The organism is Thermoproteota archaeon (genome assembly GCA_003352285.1).
In the GTDB taxonomy this organism is placed as follows: domain Archaea; phylum Thermoproteota; class Nitrososphaeria; order Nitrososphaerales; family Nitrosopumilaceae; genus PXYB01.
The window spans coordinates 85,363-103,466 of sequence record QQVN01000005.1 but is presented as its reverse complement, the minus strand read 5'-3'; the positions used below and the strand labels follow the sequence as shown (position 1 = coordinate 103,466).

At 37.0% G+C, this 18,104-nt stretch carries 18 protein-coding genes; 7 read left to right on the top strand and 11 right to left on the bottom strand.

Going from position 1 to position 18,104, the window contains the following annotated elements; genetic code table 11:
- The first annotated feature begins 13 nt into the window (after positions 1-13).
- Positions 14-1,276 (top strand): phosphoribosylamine--glycine ligase, encoded by a 1,263-nt coding sequence (locus DWQ18_06730; protein ID RDJ32880.1) that lies wholly within the window; start codon positions 14-16, stop codon positions 1,274-1,276.
- Here the strand turns inward: DWQ18_06730 and DWQ18_06725 are convergent.
- Complete coding sequence (locus tag DWQ18_06725; GenBank protein RDJ32879.1) at positions 1,262-1,831, bottom strand: 5-formyltetrahydrofolate cyclo-ligase; 570 nt, start codon at positions 1,829-1,831, stop codon at positions 1,262-1,264. The genes DWQ18_06730 and DWQ18_06725 overlap by 15 nt on opposite strands.
- Positions 1,821-2,684, bottom strand: coding sequence for a bifunctional 5,10-methylenetetrahydrofolate dehydrogenase/5,10-methenyltetrahydrofolate cyclohydrolase (locus DWQ18_06720; protein ID RDJ32878.1), 864 nt, complete (start codon positions 2,682-2,684; stop codon positions 1,821-1,823). Before DWQ18_06720 ends, DWQ18_06725 begins: the two co-directional genes overlap by 11 nt.
- 88 nt (positions 2,685-2,772) lie before the next feature.
- Here DWQ18_06720 and DWQ18_06715 point away from each other — a divergent pair, with 88 nt between their 5' ends.
- Positions 2,773-3,093 (top strand): cupin domain-containing protein, encoded by a 321-nt coding sequence (locus tag DWQ18_06715; protein ID RDJ32877.1) that lies wholly within the window; start codon positions 2,773-2,775, stop codon positions 3,091-3,093.
- Here the strand turns inward: DWQ18_06715 and DWQ18_06710 are convergent.
- Entirely contained in the window at positions 3,090-3,707 is a 618-nt protein-coding gene (locus DWQ18_06710; protein RDJ32876.1) for a phosphoribosylglycinamide formyltransferase, read from the bottom strand. The two genes, DWQ18_06715 and DWQ18_06710, sit on opposite strands and share 4 nt — an antisense overlap.
- A 58-nt stretch (positions 3,708-3,765) precedes the next feature.
- On the opposite strand from DWQ18_06710, the gene DWQ18_06705 reads away from it, so the two are divergent.
- The 3 genes from DWQ18_06705 (at position 3,766) to DWQ18_06695 (ending at position 5,828) form a co-directional block, all read left to right on the top strand.
- On the top strand, positions 3,766-4,335 hold the full coding sequence (locus tag DWQ18_06705; GenBank protein RDJ32875.1) for a universal stress protein: 570 nt from the start codon (positions 3,766-3,768) through the stop codon (positions 4,333-4,335).
- A gap of 76 nt (positions 4,336-4,411) precedes the next feature.
- Positions 4,412-5,392, top strand: a complete 981-nt coding sequence (locus DWQ18_06700; protein ID RDJ32874.1) for an exonuclease — start codon at positions 4,412-4,414, stop codon at positions 5,390-5,392.
- Positions 5,393-5,435: 43 nt separating this feature from the next.
- Complete coding sequence (locus DWQ18_06695) at positions 5,436-5,828, top strand: hypothetical protein (GenBank protein RDJ32873.1); 393 nt, start codon at positions 5,436-5,438, stop codon at positions 5,826-5,828.
- Between the two features lies 1 nt (position 5,829).
- On the opposite strand, the gene DWQ18_06690 is transcribed toward DWQ18_06695, so the two are convergent.
- The 3 genes from DWQ18_06690 to DWQ18_06680 form a co-directional block, all read right to left on the bottom strand.
- Positions 5,830-6,066: a hypothetical protein gene (locus DWQ18_06690; GenBank protein RDJ32872.1), complete on the bottom strand. Its 237-nt coding sequence runs from the start codon at positions 6,064-6,066 to the stop codon at positions 5,830-5,832.
- Positions 6,066-6,311, bottom strand: a complete 246-nt coding sequence (locus tag DWQ18_06685) for an Lrp/AsnC family transcriptional regulator (GenBank protein RDJ32871.1) — start codon at positions 6,309-6,311, stop codon at positions 6,066-6,068. Before DWQ18_06685 ends, DWQ18_06690 begins: the two co-directional genes overlap by 1 nt.
- A 114-nt stretch (positions 6,312-6,425) precedes the next feature.
- On the bottom strand, positions 6,426-7,346 hold the full coding sequence (locus DWQ18_06680; GenBank protein RDJ32870.1) for a hypothetical protein: 921 nt from the start codon (positions 7,344-7,346) through the stop codon (positions 6,426-6,428).
- Between the two features lie 273 nt (positions 7,347-7,619).
- Between DWQ18_06680 and DWQ18_06675 the strand changes: the two genes are divergently transcribed.
- Both DWQ18_06675 and DWQ18_06670 read left to right on the top strand, forming a co-directional pair.
- Positions 7,620-8,861: a copper-binding protein gene (locus tag DWQ18_06675; GenBank protein ID RDJ32869.1), complete on the top strand. Its 1,242-nt coding sequence runs from the start codon at positions 7,620-7,622 to the stop codon at positions 8,859-8,861.
- Between the two features lie 154 nt (positions 8,862-9,015).
- Positions 9,016-9,615 carry a hypothetical protein gene (locus DWQ18_06670; GenBank protein RDJ32868.1) on the top strand — a complete coding sequence of 200 codons (600 nt, stop codon included), beginning with the start codon at positions 9,016-9,018 and terminating at the stop codon, positions 9,613-9,615.
- A gap of 1 nt (position 9,616) precedes the next feature.
- Here DWQ18_06670 and DWQ18_06665 read toward each other — a convergent pair whose 3' ends face one another.
- The 5 genes from DWQ18_06665 to DWQ18_06645 form a co-directional block, all read right to left on the bottom strand.
- On the bottom strand, positions 9,617-11,227 hold the full coding sequence (locus tag DWQ18_06665; protein ID RDJ32867.1) for an excinuclease ABC subunit C: 1,611 nt from the start codon (positions 11,225-11,227) through the stop codon (positions 9,617-9,619).
- On the bottom strand, positions 11,224-14,043 hold the full coding sequence (locus DWQ18_06660; protein ID RDJ33420.1) for an excinuclease ABC subunit UvrA: 2,820 nt from the start codon (positions 14,041-14,043) through the stop codon (positions 11,224-11,226). The genes DWQ18_06665 and DWQ18_06660 overlap by 4 nt, the downstream gene beginning before the upstream one ends.
- Positions 14,033-15,982: an excinuclease ABC subunit UvrB gene (locus DWQ18_06655; GenBank protein RDJ32866.1), complete on the bottom strand. Its 1,950-nt coding sequence runs from the start codon at positions 15,980-15,982 to the stop codon at positions 14,033-14,035. Before DWQ18_06655 ends, DWQ18_06660 begins: the two co-directional genes overlap by 11 nt.
- 274 nt (positions 15,983-16,256) lie before the next feature.
- Entirely contained in the window at positions 16,257-16,889 is a 633-nt protein-coding gene (locus DWQ18_06650) for a pyridoxamine 5'-phosphate oxidase family protein (GenBank protein RDJ32865.1), read from the bottom strand.
- Between the two features lie 20 nt (positions 16,890-16,909).
- A complete protein-coding gene (locus DWQ18_06645; protein RDJ32864.1) occupies positions 16,910-18,004 on the bottom strand; it encodes an LLM class flavin-dependent oxidoreductase in 1,095 nt (364 codons plus the stop codon).
- Between the last annotated feature and the right edge of the window lie 100 nt (positions 18,005-18,104).

Genomic DNA, 18,104 nt, shown 5'->3' with positions numbered 1-18,104 from the left:
AAAATCTCATTTATTGGTAAATATCCTTGTAGTAGGCTCTGGCGGACGTGAACATGCATTATCTTGGAAGCTCTCACAAAGTAGCAAAGTCGACAAAGTCTTTACTTCCCCTGGAAACGGTGGAACGAAAAATAACGTACCTATCCCAGTTGAGAACATCAAGGAATTGGCCGATTTTGCTTCAAAAAACCAATGTTTTACCGTTGTAGGGCCAGAGGTTCCACTTGCCAATGGCATCGTGGATTACTTTGAATCCAAAAACTTGGGAATATTTGGACCATCAAAAAATGGAGCGCAATTAGAATCAAGTAAAATTTGGGCAAAGCAGTTTATGAAAAGAAACGATATTCCAACTGCCAAATTCGAAATATTTGATGACCATAACGAAGCATCATCATATGTAGAGTCTGTTGATCATCCTGTTGTTGTAAAAGCCGATGGGCTTGCAGCAGGAAAGGGAGTGATTGTCTGCAATAGTAAAGACGAGGCTTTCTCTGCAATCGATACGATTCTTGTAAAAAAAACATTTGGTGATGCTGGAAACAAGATAATAATTGAAGAAAGAATTGATGGCATAGAAGCATCATACATTGCACTATCAGATGGTAACGTTGCAGTGCCAATGGCATCTAGTCAAGACCATAAGAGAATCTATGATGATGACAAAGGACCTAACACTGGTGGTATGGGTGCATATTCTCCAACTCCAATCATTGATGAATCCATGGCTAAAAAAATTCAAACAGACATCATAGATAAAACAATTCATGCAATGAAAAAAGAAGGAAACACATTTCGAGGATTTTTGTATGCTGGAATAATGATAAAAAACAAAGAGCCATTTGTGTTAGAGTATAATGTAAGAATGGGTGATCCTGAATGCCAACCAATCACAATGCGAATGGATTTTGATTTGTATGATTATCTGTATGCTGCATCAACTGGAAATTTGAATTCTCTACCAATGCCTTCTTGGAAAAAACAAAGTGCAGTGTGCATTGTTTTAGCATCACAAGGTTATCCAGAATCTTATCCCAAAGGTGAGGAGATTTCAGGATTAGATGCAAATGATGATACTTCTTACGTGTTTCATGCTGGAACAAATTCTGTTAATGGAAAAATTCTAACAAATGGTGGCCGAGTGTTGGGAGTAACTGCTTTAGGTGATTCACTAAGAAATGCAATTGATAATGCATATTCTGCTACAGAAAAAATATCTTGGCCTCACAAATATTGCAGAAAAGATATTGGCAAAAAAGGCCTAGCCTATCTTTGATGCGTTAATCACTTTATCTTCAGTTACAATCCAATTCACTTTGACATCGTGCACATATGCTGGAACTGACTTTATGATCTGCTTTGAAAATGTCAGTGCAATGGATGTTGTCTTGACTTTTGATAGAAATCTATCATAATACCCATGACCGTATCCTAATCTGGCACCATCCTTTGATGCACCAATAGTTGGAACCAATACGACATCAAGACTCTCAAAAACAGGACAGTCTTCTTTTGGCTCTAGTATGTCAAATTTTCCATGTTGTAGATCTTTTGTGCCTGTTATCTTTCTAAAACTAAGTGAATTTCCTTCAATTCTTGGTAAAAAGACGTTTTTGTTATTGCTTAATGCTTCCTGAATGATTTCTTGTGTGAACACTTCACTTCCGATTGGATAGTAGCATGCAATATTTTCCGCATCCTTGAACTCTTTGATCTTTTTTAGATTCTTGTGAATTTTCTTACTAGAAATTTTTAGCAGTTCAAATGAAATTCCATCTCTTTTTTCAAGTAGAGTTTTTCTAAGAGATGCTTTTACAGGATCAGCTTCCAAGTCCTTTACTCAATGATGCTGCAGTAACTGTATTTTTTAAAAGCATTGCAACTGTCATGGGTCCGACTCCTCCTGGGACTGGTGTTGCAAAGGAAGCCTTTTCTATAATTTTATTATAATCTGCATCGCCAGCAAGCTTGTCATTGTGTCTTGTAATTGCCACATCAATTACTATTGCACCTTGCTTTATCATATCTGGGGTTAGCTCAAATTTTGTTCTATCTCCAACTGCTGTAATTATTACGTCTGCATTTTGACAGTGCTTTTTTAGATCCTTTGTTTTTGAATGACAAGTAATTACAGTGGCATTTTTCTCTAAGAGCAAATGGTAAAGTGGCTTTCCCACAAGGTTGCTCCTATTAATCAAAACCACATCTTTTCCAGCAAGGTCTATGTTGTGATAATCAAACATCTCCATAACTCCTGATGGAGTACATGCAACCAGAACTGCCTTTTTCATCGCCAAAAGTCCTGCATTATGCGGAGTTAAGCCGTCTACATCTTTGATAGGTGATATTCTAGTTATTGTTTGAAATTCATCAATTTGATTTGGTAATGGCAGCTGTACCAAAATTCCATGTACTGCAGAATCTGAATTTAGTGAATCAATAACCTCGTTTAGCTCATTTTGAGTAATTGTAGATGGCAACTTGTGATCCTTTGTAGTAATTCCAACCTCTTCACATGCTTTGTGTTTATTTTTAACATAAGTTGCAGATGCTGGATTGTCTCCTACAAGTACTGTAGCAAGGCATGGTGATACTCCCTGTTTTTTTAGCTCATCAACTGCCAGTTTGATTCTGTTTTTTACAGATTCTGCAATGATTTTGCCGTCAATTTTTATTCCAGTCAATAGTGTACCGTCATGGATTACTTATTTAATTCTTGGAGAGTTATTCCTTTGGAACTAACTTTAAAAGTAAATTTTCATCTGATTATTCATGAAAATTGAATTTGATACTATGCAATACGTATCTGACTTGAAAAAACAATCAAACTATTTTCACACATTTCTGAATCGTCAAAATATAGCCGCGGGAATTCTTGTACTGCAACCTGGTGAAGAAGATACTCAAGCACCTCACGATTCTGATGAGGTGTATTATGTAGTCCGAGGAGACGGGTGTCTTAGAATAAACAAAAAGGATTACTCGGTATCTGATGGAAAAGCATTTTTTGTTCAAAAAGATATTGAGCATTATTTTCATTCAAACACAAAAGAACTAGTTGTTGTGTATTTTTTTGGCGGACCGGATTCTTAATTTATCTTTGTCCTTCTTCCAATAATTTTTACCCTGCCTTCTGCAATTAATCTAACAGCTTCTGGATAGATTTTATGTTCTTGCACAAGAATTCTTTTTGCCAATGTCTCTGATGTATCATCTTCTTTTACTTTAACGACTGATTGAATAATTACTGGACCTGTATCTACTCCCTCATCTACAAAGTGTACAGTGCATCCAGAATACTTTGCACCATATTCAACTGCTTGTTTTTGTGCATCAAGTCCCGGAAAAGATGGCAATAATGCAGGATGCATATTCAAAATTCTGTGCTTGTACTTTCTAACAAACTCTGAGCTGATAATTCTCATAAAACCTGCTAAACAAACTAGTCCATTCTTTGGGGTTACTTTGTATTTTTCTAAAACTGAGATTAACATTTTATCATAATCCCATCTTGTCCCCTTGAATCCTTTACTTTCCACAACTTCTGTTTTTATTCCAAATTTTTGTGCAATCACTAAACCCCTCGCATCTGATTTGTTTGAAATTACAACAGCAACATTGATTGGAATCTTTTTCCTTTTGATGGCCTTTAGAATGGCTTCCATGTTACTACCGCGACCAGATATCAATATTCCAAGATTAAGCAATTATTTTGCTATCCCTAGATGGGAATAAAATTCTGTTGATTTTTCATTATACTACAGCATTTATGATAGTTTTATCATAATTGAACAAACATCTGAATTTATCATCCAAAATCAAATTACATATGTGGATTCAAATGGTGTGAGTCAGATTCTATGTACTGACCTTGATAGCTGCTCTACGGTTCAGGGCTCACTTATCAAAAAGATACTAGTTCCTTTTGATAATTCAAAACATGCTGTGCGGGCATTTGGATTTGCCCTCGATATGGCCCAAAAACGAAACGCATCCCTTGTAGTAGTCTCGATAATACAGGACAGCATTGAGAAGAGTTGGGTAAATGACACTCCTGGAAGAGAAAAGAACATGACAAAAAGCAGTAAGGATATTCTCAAAGAGCAAATTAGAAAGATGCAAAGTCAGGCCAAAAAGCTTAATGTCCCTTTTGATCATGCACTGTTAAGTTCTCATTCCATTGCTGAAACTTTGATTTCATTTATCAGCACAAACAAGATTGATCTCACTGTGATGGGAACTAGAGGAAAAGGTATGCCAAAAGAGATGATGCTTGGACGCGTCTCCACTGATGTTGCATTGAATGCAAATTGTCCTGTTGTCTTGGTAAAGTGATTTTGTCAAAAACCAATTGATCCTAATGTCTAGTTGACTAAACTCTCAGTTTATATCGAATTTTACTTTCGTTTCTATGTTGAATAAAATCAGAATGACAGAAAATGGGATTGTCTGTCAGATAAATAACACAACTGTTACACTAGATCCAAAAAAAGCAATTCAAGAAGGTGTAAATTTTGTCTCACATGCACATTTTGATCACCTGCCAACAAAAAACGGAGGGACAATACTTGCTTCAAATGAAACAAATCAAATTGCAACTCTCCGAGGATTTGAGATGCATAACCATGTAGCTTCTCTTGAAGATTTTTCATTAGTTGATAGTGGTCATATTTTGGGCTCTATGGGCTTGTTAGCAGATGATGTTTTTTACACTGGCGATATCTGTACTCGTAATCGTGGGTTTCTAAAAGGTGCAACTGTTCCTAAATGCAAGACACTGATCACAGAATGCACCTTTGGATTGCCAGAATTTGCTTTTCCAAAAATCCACGAAATCGAACAACAGGTTAACCAGATAATTTCAGAATGCTATTCACGAGGTACTCCTGTAATACTGATGGGTTATCAACTAGGAAAGGCACAGACAATATCTCAGTTATTTGGCCATTGGGATCCTCTGTACTACCATGACTCTGTCAAGTCAATGAATGATTTGCATAGGAGATTAGGCGTTGACCTCAAGGACGCAAAGGGTCATTCTGAAGCAGAAAAACTTGGATTACTTGATAAAAAACCATGGGTTATGGTGTCTCCCATGATGTCTGAAAAAAATTCATTTGTAAAACACATGAAATCAAAATATGGTGCAATGACTGTTGGTTTTACTGGATGGGCAAAATCAATGCGATTTCCATTTGGAAGAAAATGTGATTTTTCTATTCCACTGAGTGACCATTGTGATTTTAATGAATTAACAGATATGGTTTTGCGATCTGAAGCTGAAAAAGTATACACGATTCATGGTTTTGTTGAGGAATTTGCTGCACATCTAAGAAAACTGGGTCTGGATGCACAACCCCTACGTGAAGATTCACTCGATGATTTTTTCTAGTTCAGATAAAAGGTTAAATAAAAAAGATTAGTCCGTTAACTGATTGCAAAAGACAATTCTTTTACTAGCAATTATTCTTGCTGGAACTATTTCAATAGCAGGAGTTTCAGCTGACGCATTCAAACCCCCAAGACAACAAATGGCTGCTGGTGTGCCAGCTGAAGAGGTAATTTGCATGACTGGCTATCAGCTTATGGTAAAAAATGATGGCTCTGCGGCATGTGTGTTGCCAGATACTGCTGAGCGATTGTTTTCTGCAGGTTGGGGTGAAATCATTGAAGGTGGAGTAACAATGGATGTTGATACTAATGATGATGCAGTAAAAGACTTGGAAGAACAGATGCAGTTAGAAGATGAAGGGCAAGCCGACGAGTCCGAAGAAAAAGTAGAAAAGAAGATCTCTTTATCTGAATCAATGGATATGTCTGGCGGATAAACTAATTTACAAATTTTACACAATCACAATTTAATTTCAAACACGTGTCTGAATTTCTTATATGATCATCAAGTGAGTGATGGCAATTCTGATTCTTGCATTGTCTTCGCTCTTTTTCTCGCTTGACAACTCTTTGCGCAATTAAGTTGGCCTGTTCCTTAGAGAATCCTTTTTTGTCAATGTAATAGTGGACAATCCTATTGTATAGTAAATCTGGGTCAAATTGCTTTTGAATCACTATCTCCCACCTTGGGTTGGAATCCAATGCAGTGAAATTGTAGAGCGAATCTTTGGAATTTTTCTGACTTTATTAGTAATTACCCCATCTAGGGAATCCTTTGAATCTGCCTCTATCTTGCAAAAAATATCATAAATTCCGTAGGTTCCACGAACCTCTTTTACCTCGGAAATCTTCATCAGACTTTGGATAATCTCGACTTCTGAACCCAAGTCACACTGAATTAACACATATACTGTTTCCATAAGGAAACTTACTCTTCATTGTATATGAAATTCATCAGCTTTTGACTTTGCGTTTATTTAGTTTTATAAAAAAAACTGTACAATTTTTTATCAAAAATAAAAAATGAAATGGGATTAACCCAAATCTGTTGGTACTGGGATAGCATCGCCTAATACATCAGGAGTAACGTCAGTAGTTGGTGTAACAATGACTTCTCCTACATGCATCAATGGGATCTTCTCACCAGTGTTTATGTTGTGAACTCCTGCTTGAGTAAATGCTAGTGCAAAGACTCCATATTCATTGGTTGGAGCAAAGTGTCCTCTCAAGAATAATCGTACTTTTTCACCATTATCAAGCTCCCCACTTCCATTGAGAAGAATTCTATTTCCTTTTGCATATCCAGACATGTCAATCTTTGCTGTTCTGCTGTCATCAATTGAGATGACTCCATGTGTCTTAACTCTCCACATATCGCCAGATGCGTGATGAGCAACACCGTCAGTCAAATGAATTTGTGAACCCCATGCAATGTTTCCAAATAGCATGTATCCAGAAGTCTTTCCTTCAAATGTTAGATCTGCTGGTCTATTTGGATCAACTACTTGTGGTCTAATGTCTGCATCAACGGAATTACGAATTCTCTCTTGATATCTTTCTGCAACTTGTTCTCTAAAGTCTTTGATCTGATCTCGTCTTTCATCTCTGATTTCTTTTCTGTCTTCTTTTCTTTCATCTCTGATTTCTTTTCTGTCTTCTTTTCTTTCATCTCTGATTTCTTTTCTGTCTTCTTTTCTTTCATCTCTGATTTCTTTTCTGTCTTCTTTTCTTTCATCTCTGTCTGATTCATCAGTTTCATCCGTCTCATCGTTTTCATCAGTTGTACCGTCTTGGTCGTCGTCAACTTCGGCTGTAGCACTTACAGAAACATCTGTATTTCCTGTACTTGCTTTTACATCGCCTTCCACACTTGTTTGGGCAAATGCAGATGATGAAATTGGTGCAATGGCTAAAACTAGAAGCAGTGTTAGTGCTGAGAATAGTTTTGCATTCATTATCGATTTCATTATGTCTGATTTGTAATTTTGATAATAAGCGGTTACGCAGCTTTTCTACTATTTTTCAAATAGTATCCCTTATCAATCATGAGCGATTTTAGGTGAAATCATGAGTGAAAATGAGCCTGGAATCTTTGAATTAACTCCATTTGAAAAGTGGTTTATCTCAGAAGTGAGAAGATACTTTCATAGGCAAAAATTTGCCTAAAATTTGCCGATACCCGCAACATACAGATCATTAATATTCATTAAGTAAATTATACAGCCCAAATGGCAACAATTGACAAAGCCGCAATAGCTTGGACTATAGCAATAGTTGCATTTGGTGCTGGAATAGCAGCAGTAGGCGATGATCTTCAAAGCTCTACATCTGAAGTAAAAGCACCAACTGCAGCAACTGTTACTCCACCAAAAGCCGAGATGAAAGAGGAGCCAACCAAAGCCATGATGGCAGGTTATGAACGCTTAACCTCTCAACAAGACCCAGGTGTTGGACATGAATCCCACCAGCTTGCAATCATCTTAGCACCAAGTGACAAAGTATACTCTGGTACACTCAAGTATGATGCATCAGAGCCAATTCAGCTTGTCACATTACATGGACCACTAAGTCCAGGTGAGGATAAAGGCCAAGCAATATGGACACCAGACGGTGAAACCAAATTTGCATTAACATTTGTCGATGAGAAGAAATCCAAAGGTGAATGGAAATTTTCTGGTAATGCTCTTGCAGTACATACCATGAAGACAACCCCATTTATCGTTGACTACAAAGTCGACGTTACAGAAAAAGCAATGAGTGAATCTGTAAAGACAGGAACCATGGGCTCAATGCAAGACCCAGGTGTTGGACATGAATCCCACCAGCTTGCAATAATTCTGCCACCAAGTGAAAATACCTATTCTGGTATTCTCTCATATTCAGCATCTGAACCAATCCAATTAGTCTCACTAAAAGGACCTCTGGCTGAGGGAATGACAGCAGAAAAGACATGGACTCCTGATGGAGAAACTATCTTTGAATTGACATTTGTAGATCCTAAAAATGCCATGGGCTCATGGGAATTTTCAGGAAATGCATTAGCTGTTCACACATTGAACACCAATGAGTTTACTGTAAGCTACTCTGTTAGCGCAACATCAACTGCTCCAGAGAAAGTTACTGTAACCACACCAAAAGTTGAAGAAACTCCAAAAGCAATGGGACCAAAAACAGTCAATGTTTCAATGCCCCAAGGCTCTGGAATTCCAGGATGTGAGGAAACTAACGAATGTTACATCCCAGCATCTGTATCTATCAACGTAGGTGACACAGTTCATTGGACAAACGATGATGCAGCAGCACACACTGTTACCAGTGGTAGTCCATCTGCAGGCGGACCTGACGGAAAATTCGATAGTAGTTTAATGTCTCCAGGTGCAACTTTCGATGTCACATTTGATGAGAAAGGAAGTGTTGATTACTTCTGCATCGTCCATCCTTGGATGGTAGGCAACGTTAACGTAAACTAAACTACAAATTTTTTCCTTTTTTCTTTTTAATTCCTAGATTGGGCAGTACGTGCACACCTGCATGTCATTTCTTGCCAATGAAAACCAGTAATCTAGTGTCCTTGATGATATTTGATTAGTAGCTTAATATTCTAATGAATTTTCTTCAAAGCAAATGGCAGCAATTGATAAAGCCGCAATAGCTTGGACTATAGCAATAGTTGCATTTGGTGCTGGAATAGCAGCAGTAGGCGATGATCTTCAAAGTACTGCTGTCGTAGCACCTGCAGCTAAAGTTACTGCTCCAATGGAGAAGACAACACAAACTGATCCATTTGCAGATATTGCAGAAAAGGTAAAAGAAAAAGCAGCTGAACCTAAGATGGAAGAAACTCCAAAAGCAATGGACGAAAAACCAAAAGTTGAAGAAAAACCAAAAGCAATGGAGGAGAAACCAAAAGCAATGGGACCAAAAACAGTCAATGTTTCAATGCCCCAAGGCTCTGGAATTCCAGGATGTGAGGAAACTAACGAATGTTACATCCCAGCATCTGTATCTATCAACGTAGGTGACACAGTTCATTGGACAAACGATGATGCAGCAGCACACACTGTTACCAGTGGTAGTCCATCTGCAGGCGGACCTGACGGAAAATTCGATAGTAGTTTAATGTCTCCAGGTGCAACTTTCGATGTCACATTTGATGAGAAAGGAAGTGTTGATTACTTCTGCATCGTCCATCCTTGGATGGTAGGCAACGTTAACGTAAACTAAACTACAAATTTTTTCCTTTTTTCTTTTTAGTTTCTATTTTTCTAAGATTTCTGTTATACGAGACGCCAAATCTATGTGCTTCATCTCTTGCATGCTGTAGAATCTTGAGTGCTTGCTCTTCTTTGGGAATGATTACTGGTTCTTTTTTCTTGGGTACAAACACTTCCTCATTTTTCTTCGCTAATGACACACAAGGAATGTTTACTGCAAGGGAAGCAAGCGAATCAATTGCTGCTCTTAGCTGTCCTTTACCACCATCAATCAAGATTAAATCTGGAAACTTGAGCTTCTCTTCTGCCAGTTTCAGATATCTTCTCTTGATTACCTCGCCAATCATTGCGTAATCATCCCTTCCGGTGACTGTCTTTATTCTGAATTTTCTGTATCCTGATTTATCAGGCCTACCTTCGACGAATCTAGACATGGATGCTACAGCATAATCTGCTCCATGATTAGATATATCAAAACATTCGATTACTCGTGGAGTCTCCTTTAGACCTAGTATGTCTCTGAGCTCTACTAGTCCTGGTTCTGCACCTGTTGTCTGAATTAATTTGATGTTTTTCATGATCAAATCTATCATCTTTTTTCTTTTTCCAAGTTTTGGGGCAAGTATCTTTACTGAAAACCCAGCATGTTTGCTTAGTAATGACTCTAGAATTTTTACATTCTCTGGAATACTATTTACAATTACAAATTTTGGAATCTTATGTGTAGTGTAATATTGGAATAAAAAATTTGAAAATGTATTGTCTGCTACAAGATCAAAAGAGAATCTCTCTCTATCTCTTATCACTCCTTGTTTTTGTTTTAATGTCATGATATGTGCTGTATGATCTTCAATCATGATTCCAAAATAATCTTCATCGGGTGCGTTCTCAACATACTCCATCTTTTGATTCGTGTTAAGACTGCCTAGTCTGTGAAGAGTATCTCTTATCTCTTTTGCTCGCTCAAACTGTTGTGAATCTGACGCTTCTTGCATCTCTTGCTTTAGCTTTGAGACAAACTCTTGCATCTCTTTTTTACCCTTTAGAATGGATTCTAACTCTAGAATGTTTTTTGAATAGTTTTCTTGTGCAGTTTTAAATTCGCAAGGTGCCTCACAGTTTCCCAAATGATATTCAAGGCAGGCTTTCTTTGGGAGCGACTTGCATATTCTAATCTTGAATGCTTTTCTTAGGCTGCCAATTGTAAGTAGTTTTGAGCTACCTTGAGTAAATGGGCCAAATATTTTCCCTCCGCCCAAAAATTTTCCTGTCCGCATTCTTCTTGCAACAAGTAGTCTTGGAAATTTCTCTTCTGTTAGTCTGAGATATGTGTATCTCTGTTGGTCTTTTAGCTCAATGTTGTACATTGGTCTGTACCTTTTGATCATGTTTGATTCTAAGAGAAAGGCTTCACTTTCATTATCAGTTAAAACAAATTCAATGTCTGAAATTTTTTCAACTAGTTTTTGCGTCTTAAAATTTTGATTTTTTAAAAAGTATGATCTTACCCTATTTTTTAGATTTTTAGCTTTACCGATGTAGATTATTTTCCCAGTATTGTCCTTCATCAGGTATATTCCTGGATGTGCTGGAATGGTGATGTTTTTGATATTGAAGCTCATCTTTGCATGAATTCTTTGAGATACTTTCCTGTGTAGCTTCCAGGGGCTTTAGAGACTTGTTCAGGCGTGCCTACAGTCACGATTCTGCCTCCCTCATCTCCTCCTTCTGGGCCTAAATCAATAATCCAATCTGCATTTTTGATTACATCCATATTGTGCTCAATTACTACTATTGTGTTTCCAAGATTTACCAAGCGGTTTAGAACATCAAGAAGTTTTTGCACATCAGCAAAATGTAATCCCGTTGTTGGTTCATCAAGAATGTATAGTGTTTTTCCTGTTCCTTTCTTTGATAACTCTGATGCAAGCTTTACTCTTTGTGCTTCACCTCCAGAAAGTGTTGTTGAGGATTGTCCAAGCTTGATGTATCCTAACCCTACATCAAAAATTGTTTGTAATTTTCTTTTGATTGCTGGAATGTTTTCAAAAAATTCTAATGCCTCTAGTACAGTCATCTCTAAAATATCTGCAATGTTTTTACCCTTGTAATGAACTGATAATGTTTCAGAGTTGTATCTTTTTCCTTTACACTCATCACACTTTACATATACATCAGAAAGAAACTGCATTTCAATTTGTTTTACCCCATCACCTTCGCATGCAAAACATCTTCCATCTGCAACATTAAACGAAAACTGACCTGGCTTGTAACCTCTCTCCTTAGATAGCTCTGTGTTTGAGAATAACTCCCTGATTGGTGTAAATGCACCAATGTATGTTGCAGGATTTGATCTTGGAGTTCTTCCAATGGGGGACTGATCAATTGAAATTACCTTGTCGATGTTTTCAATTCCTGTGATTTCTTTATGTGCACCTGGTCTTGATGTTGATTTGTAAAAGTGTGATTCTAGTGATTTTAACAATATCTCATTAATCAAAGTCGATTTTCCTGAACCTGAAACCCCTGTAACTGTAATGAATAATCCTAATGGGAATTCTACGTTGATATCTTTTAGATTGTTCTCTGATGCCCCTTTTATTGTGATTACTCCTTCTTGTTTTCTTTTTTTATCTTTTAGAGTGATAAGTGATTTGTCTTTCAGGTACTTTCCTGTTACTGATTTGTGACCGTTTAGAATTTTGTTTACCTTGCCTTCAAAAACTACATTTCCGCCATGGACTCCTGCGCCTGGTCCCAAGTCAATCATCCAGTCCGAACTTCGTATAATTTCCTCGTCATGCTCCACTACAATGACTGTATTTCCAAGATTTCGTAGCTTTGTTAGCGTTTTTATGAGCTTTGCATTATCTCTTTGATGGAGTCCAATTGTTGGCTCATCTAGCACATATAGCACACCAGTAAGATTTGAGCCAATTTGTGTTGCAAGACGAATTCTTTGTGATTCTCCCCCTGATAACGTGGAGCTTCTTCTATTGAGTGTAAGATAGTTTAATCCGACATTTTTTAAAAACTCTAAACGTTCCTTAATTTCTTTTAATACATCTCTTGCAATGTACTGCTCTGTCTCTGTTAGTTTTAAGGAATCAAAAAAGTCATAACACTGATCTATTGAGAGATTACATACATCCATTATTCCTCTATCGTTAATTTTTACTGCAAGTGATTCTGGTTTTAGCTTTTGTGCATTGCATACATTACATGGGGTGTCTCGCATGAATTGCTTTAACCACTCTCTTTTTGATTCAGAATCTGTCTCCATAAACACACGTTGCAAGTTCTCTAATACTCCTTCAAATGCATCAGTATACTGCCATGATGAATCTCCTGACTTTGATTGATATCTAAAATCAATCATCTCGTCTGTACCGTGGAGAATTATCTTTAGATGATTTGGTTTTATTTTGTTTAATGGAGTCATTAGATCAAAACCAAATTTTTTCCCCACAGCACGTAATGCTTGTTTTCTAAATGATGAGAATCGTCCACTCCATGGAACAATAGCTCCCTCAAGAATTGATTTTGATTTGTCTGGTATCACTAAATCCTCATCAAACTCCATCTTTATTCCTAATCCATTACACGCTTTACACATTCCAAATGGAGAATTAAACGAAAATGTTCTTGGTTCTAATTCTCCAATTGTAATTCCACAATATGGACATGCATTGTTTTGTGAAAATATCTTATCTTGTTTCTCAGTTGATATCATCACATCGCCTTTTGATGTTTTAATTGCAGTTTGGATTGCCTCAAAAAGTCTTGATTTTTCTGCCTTTTCGATTGTAATTCTATCAACAACAATCTCAATGTTGTGCCACTTTTGCTTATCAAGAGGTGGAATCTCTTCATCAAGTGATGTAATTTCCCCATCTAGTCTGATTCTTGAATATCCATCTTTTTTGATCTGCTCAAATAGCTTCTCATATGTTCCCTTTTTTCTCTGAATAATAGGGGCCAAAACGAGAATCTTTTTCTTTGCAAAATCCTTTAAGATAGAGTCACAAATAGTCTCTACTGACTGTGTGGATATCTTTCGCCCACAATTTGTGCAGTGTGGAATACCAATTCTTGCATAAAGTAATCTCAAATAGTCGTAAATCTCTGTAGTTGTCCCAACTGTGGAGCGGGGATTTTTGCTTGTTGTCTTTTGCTGGATGGATATTGCAGGTGATAATCCCTCTATGGAATCAACATTTGGCTTGTCCATCATCTCCAGGAATTGTCTTGCATATGCAGAAAGTGACTCTACGTATCGTCTCTGTCCTTCGGCATAAATTGTGTCAAATGCTAGGGTTGATTTTCCAGAGCCGGATAATCCACTGATAACTACTAGATTGTTTTTTGGAATATCAATATCAATATTTTTTAAATTATGATGACGTGCTCCCCGGATTTTTAATTTATCAATTTTCATTTTTCTTTTCAATTTCCTTTTGTATTCTTTTAATTCTTTCACGGCATTCTATTGCTCGCTCAAAGTCCAAATCTTCAGCATACTTTTTCATTTGAGCATCAAGCTCAATTATATCCGTTGACAAGTCATGAGGTGATTTATGTTTAATTTCATCAAGATTTGCAACTTGCGCTGGAATTGATTTGATTATGGTCTTTGGTGTAATGTTGTGTTCTTTGTTATATTGAATTTGTTTTTCCCTACGTCGTTTTGTCTCATCTAAGGCCTCCTTCATGGATTTTGTTACTGAATCTGCATACATTATCACACTTCCATTTGCATTTCTAGCCGCTCTTCCAAATGTTTGAATTAAACTGGTGACATTTCTTAGAAATCCTTCCTTGTCTGCATCAAGTATTGCAACAAGGGATACTTCAGGAATATCTAGTCCTTCCCTTAACAGATTGATTCCTACTAGAACATCAAATTCCCCTAGCCTAAGCTGCCTGATTAGCTCAGTTCTTTGCAACCCTTCAATTTCTGCATGCATGTATCTAACACGAATTTGTTTCTTTGATAGATACTCTGCCAAATCTTCTGCCATTCTTTTTGTCAAAGTTGTGACAAGAACTCTCTGGTCTTTTTTTGCCGTCTTGTTAATCTCTGAGATAAGATCATCCATCTGATCTTTACTGGGCCTTATCTCGACTATGGGATCAATTAATCCTGTTGGCCTCACTAACTGCTCTACAATCTGAAATGATCTCTTCTTCTCATATTCACCAGGTGTTGCAGAAACAAAGATTGTATTTTTGATGTAATCCTCAAACTCTTCAAATTTTAGAGGTCTGTTATCATATGCACTAGGAAGCCTAAATCCATATGTGACAAGCTCTTTTTTTCTAGAGTGATCACCCTTGTACATTCCATGCAACTGTGGTAGTGTGACATGAGATTCATCAATTACAAGCAAAAAGTCCTTCCCAAAAAAATCCAACAAACAAAATGCTTTCTCTCCTGCTTTTCTTCCATCAAAATGGCGCGAATAGTTTTCTATTCCAGAACAATACCCTAATTCCTCTATCATCTCAAGGTCAAATTTTGTCCTCATCTCAAGCCTTTGTTTTTCTAATTCGTTTAATTCTGGCAGTCTTTTCTTTAGTTCTGATTTTATTGATTTGATTGCATTTTCTCTAACATCTTTTGCTATTAGATAGTGCTTTGCAGGAAAAATTCTAATCTGTGAAATCTTTTTCTTCTCTTTGAGGGAAACATTATCAAGAATTGTAATCTTTTCTATCTCATCTCCAAATAGTGAGATTCTGATTATGTCTTCAGAGTATGCTGGGACGATATCTATTGTGTCGCCCTTTACTCTAAAATTCCCTGGAGCAATCTCTGTATCGTTTCTCTCATATCTTGCATTGATTAGTTTCTTGATTATCTCGCTTCTATTGATCTCCTGTTTTTGAGAAAGCGTAATTGCCATCTCGTCCCAGTCTTTTGGGTTTCCCAGTGAATAGATGCATGATACTGTTGATACAATAATTGTTGGCTCCCCTGAGAGCAGCATTGCAGTTGCCTCAAGCCTCATCTTTTCAATTTTTTCATTAATCTGCGTATCTTTTTCGATATAGGTATCTGTTTGAGGAATGTAACTCTCTGGCTGATAATAGTCATAATATGAGACAAAGTAGCCTACATTATTTTTTGGAAAAAACTGTTTTAGCTCAGCATAAAGCTGAGCTGCCAAAGTCTTGTTATGAGAAATAACTAGGGTGTTTTTCCCAGTTCTTGCAATTGCATTTGCAACAGTGAATGTTTTACCACTGCCTGTTACGCCTAGTAATGTCTGAATTTTCTCTTTTGATATTCCATGTACTATCTTTTGGATTGCTTCGGGCTGATCCCCTGTGGGTTGATAATCTGAAATTAATTCAAATTTTTGAATTTGTTGCAACAGTTACGATCCTTTCAAACTGAACTTATAGCTAACGTTTGTTGGCTTAATACGTGATAGTTTATGATGAATCAATCCGTTACCACTAGTTGCTTTTGAATTCTTTCTTTATATAGAAAAATACAAGACGCATTTTATGAGAAAAACATGCCCAATTTGTAAACACGCGTTTGAAAACCGTGCAAGTAATTTCTGTTCTACCGACTGCACTTTGAAATCTTATGAAGATTCATTGAACTGAATTTAAAACAATGGTGATAATTTTATCAAAAATCTACCAGACAGGCTCATCGACCATAACTAGTCCTGACTCTGTTACTTCAAAGCCCATGATTTTCAGTGTCTCTTTTGCTGTGGGTGAATTTCGATTTAGAATCTTTTGTGCCAACTCCATCCTTCTGCCCTTTTGTAAACCCTGCCCAATCTTGTATTTTCCACGAATTGAATCTGGAATGACTTTGATTACTGCAACTTCATTGAGCACTTCCATGGATGAGTTTAATGACTCATAGTGGCCTTCTGGCTGATATTTTCCCATCAATCCATTTAGTGCAAGAACTTTTTCATCCTTGTCATTTACGATGACTGCTTTTCCCTTAATCACTACACTGATGTAAAGCGTATCTGCAAGTGATGCGTTTTTTGGATCCTCAAAGTATGATGGCAAAAACTCAAGCTCCCTGTCTACTTCAAATCCGACCTTGTTGTTTTGGCGTACGTTGTCTATCTTTTCTCCTCTTGTATGAGAATGCATGTATATTGCATCATCAAGATACACAAAATTCATTGGAATAATCTGCGGAAACCCCGAATCATCAATTGATGCAATTCGCCCAACATGTTCTTCATTTAAGAATTCTCTGATTCTCTGTTTTGATTTAATTTCTAATCTTCCTAATAGCTGCACAGATTTGATTGTCTGATTGATTATTTATTTGCCTGCTCTCTGAGATATGGCATAACAGAGCTTGCAAACTTGTCAATGCTGCCAAAGTAGTTTTTGCCCCAGAATCTAATTACAAAGTGGTTAACGCCTGCCTTCATAAATCTCTCAAAGACTGGAATTACATCCTCTGGTGTTCCTACTGCAGTTGAAGAACGTGCAATTGGATCTGGAATCTTTGTAGCTGCTTCTCTCATCTTTACAATCCAGTCTTGGTTTGACATGGAATATTCTGTAAAGTACTTTCTAAAGTCAAATCCTTCAATCTCTTTTAATCCGTGTACTCTGAGAACTTCTGGTTTGAACAAGCTTACCTTTACTGCTTCTTTCATCTTTGCCCAGGATTCTTCTGCATCTTCTGAAAAATAGACATCAATATCTAATGCATACTGGAAGTTGTCTTTTTCTTCTTGTGTTCTTCCATTCTCATCCATTGATTTTTTAATTTGTGCAGCATGATCTTCAAACAATTCTGGTGTGTATCCGATTGGTAACCATCCGTCACCAAGTTTTCCTGTCAAGCCAAGAGTTCGTGTACCACCTGATGCCATGTATGTTGGTGGTCTTGGTTTTCTAATTGGTGGTGCTTGTAGACATGCGCCTTCAAGCTTGTAATACTTTCCATCATAATCTACTGTTTTATCAGGATCTGATTTGTATAATGTGTGAATAACTTCGATTTGTTCTTCCCATTTTGATACTGGTTTCTCAAACGGAATGCAAAACTCTTTGAGGTTTTGAGCTTCTCCTGCACCAATTCCCAAGATTGCTCTTCCTTTTGAAATTCTATCTAGTGTAATAGCTGCAAGTGCAATGTTTGAAGGATGTCTTCTAATTGCATCTGTAACACACGTTCCAAGCTCTACATTGTTAGTAACTGCAGCAATAGCTGAAAGCATTACCCATGGGTCAAGCACAATTGCTTTTTTCCACTGTGGAACATTTGTGTGGTCCATGTAAAATATAGAATCATAACCTGTCTTGTCTGCAAGCATACAAGCCGTTAGAATCTGGTCTTCTGAGTACCCTGCTCTTGCAACGTTAAGACCATTTTGAATTCCAAACTTTAGCTTGTTCATTTTTTCTGTATTGTGTTTTCACTTTTTGTGGTAATTAAGTGTAGTCTGGATGCCAGATTTCGTACTGTTGGAGTTATAAAAAATGTAAAAAATAAAGGAA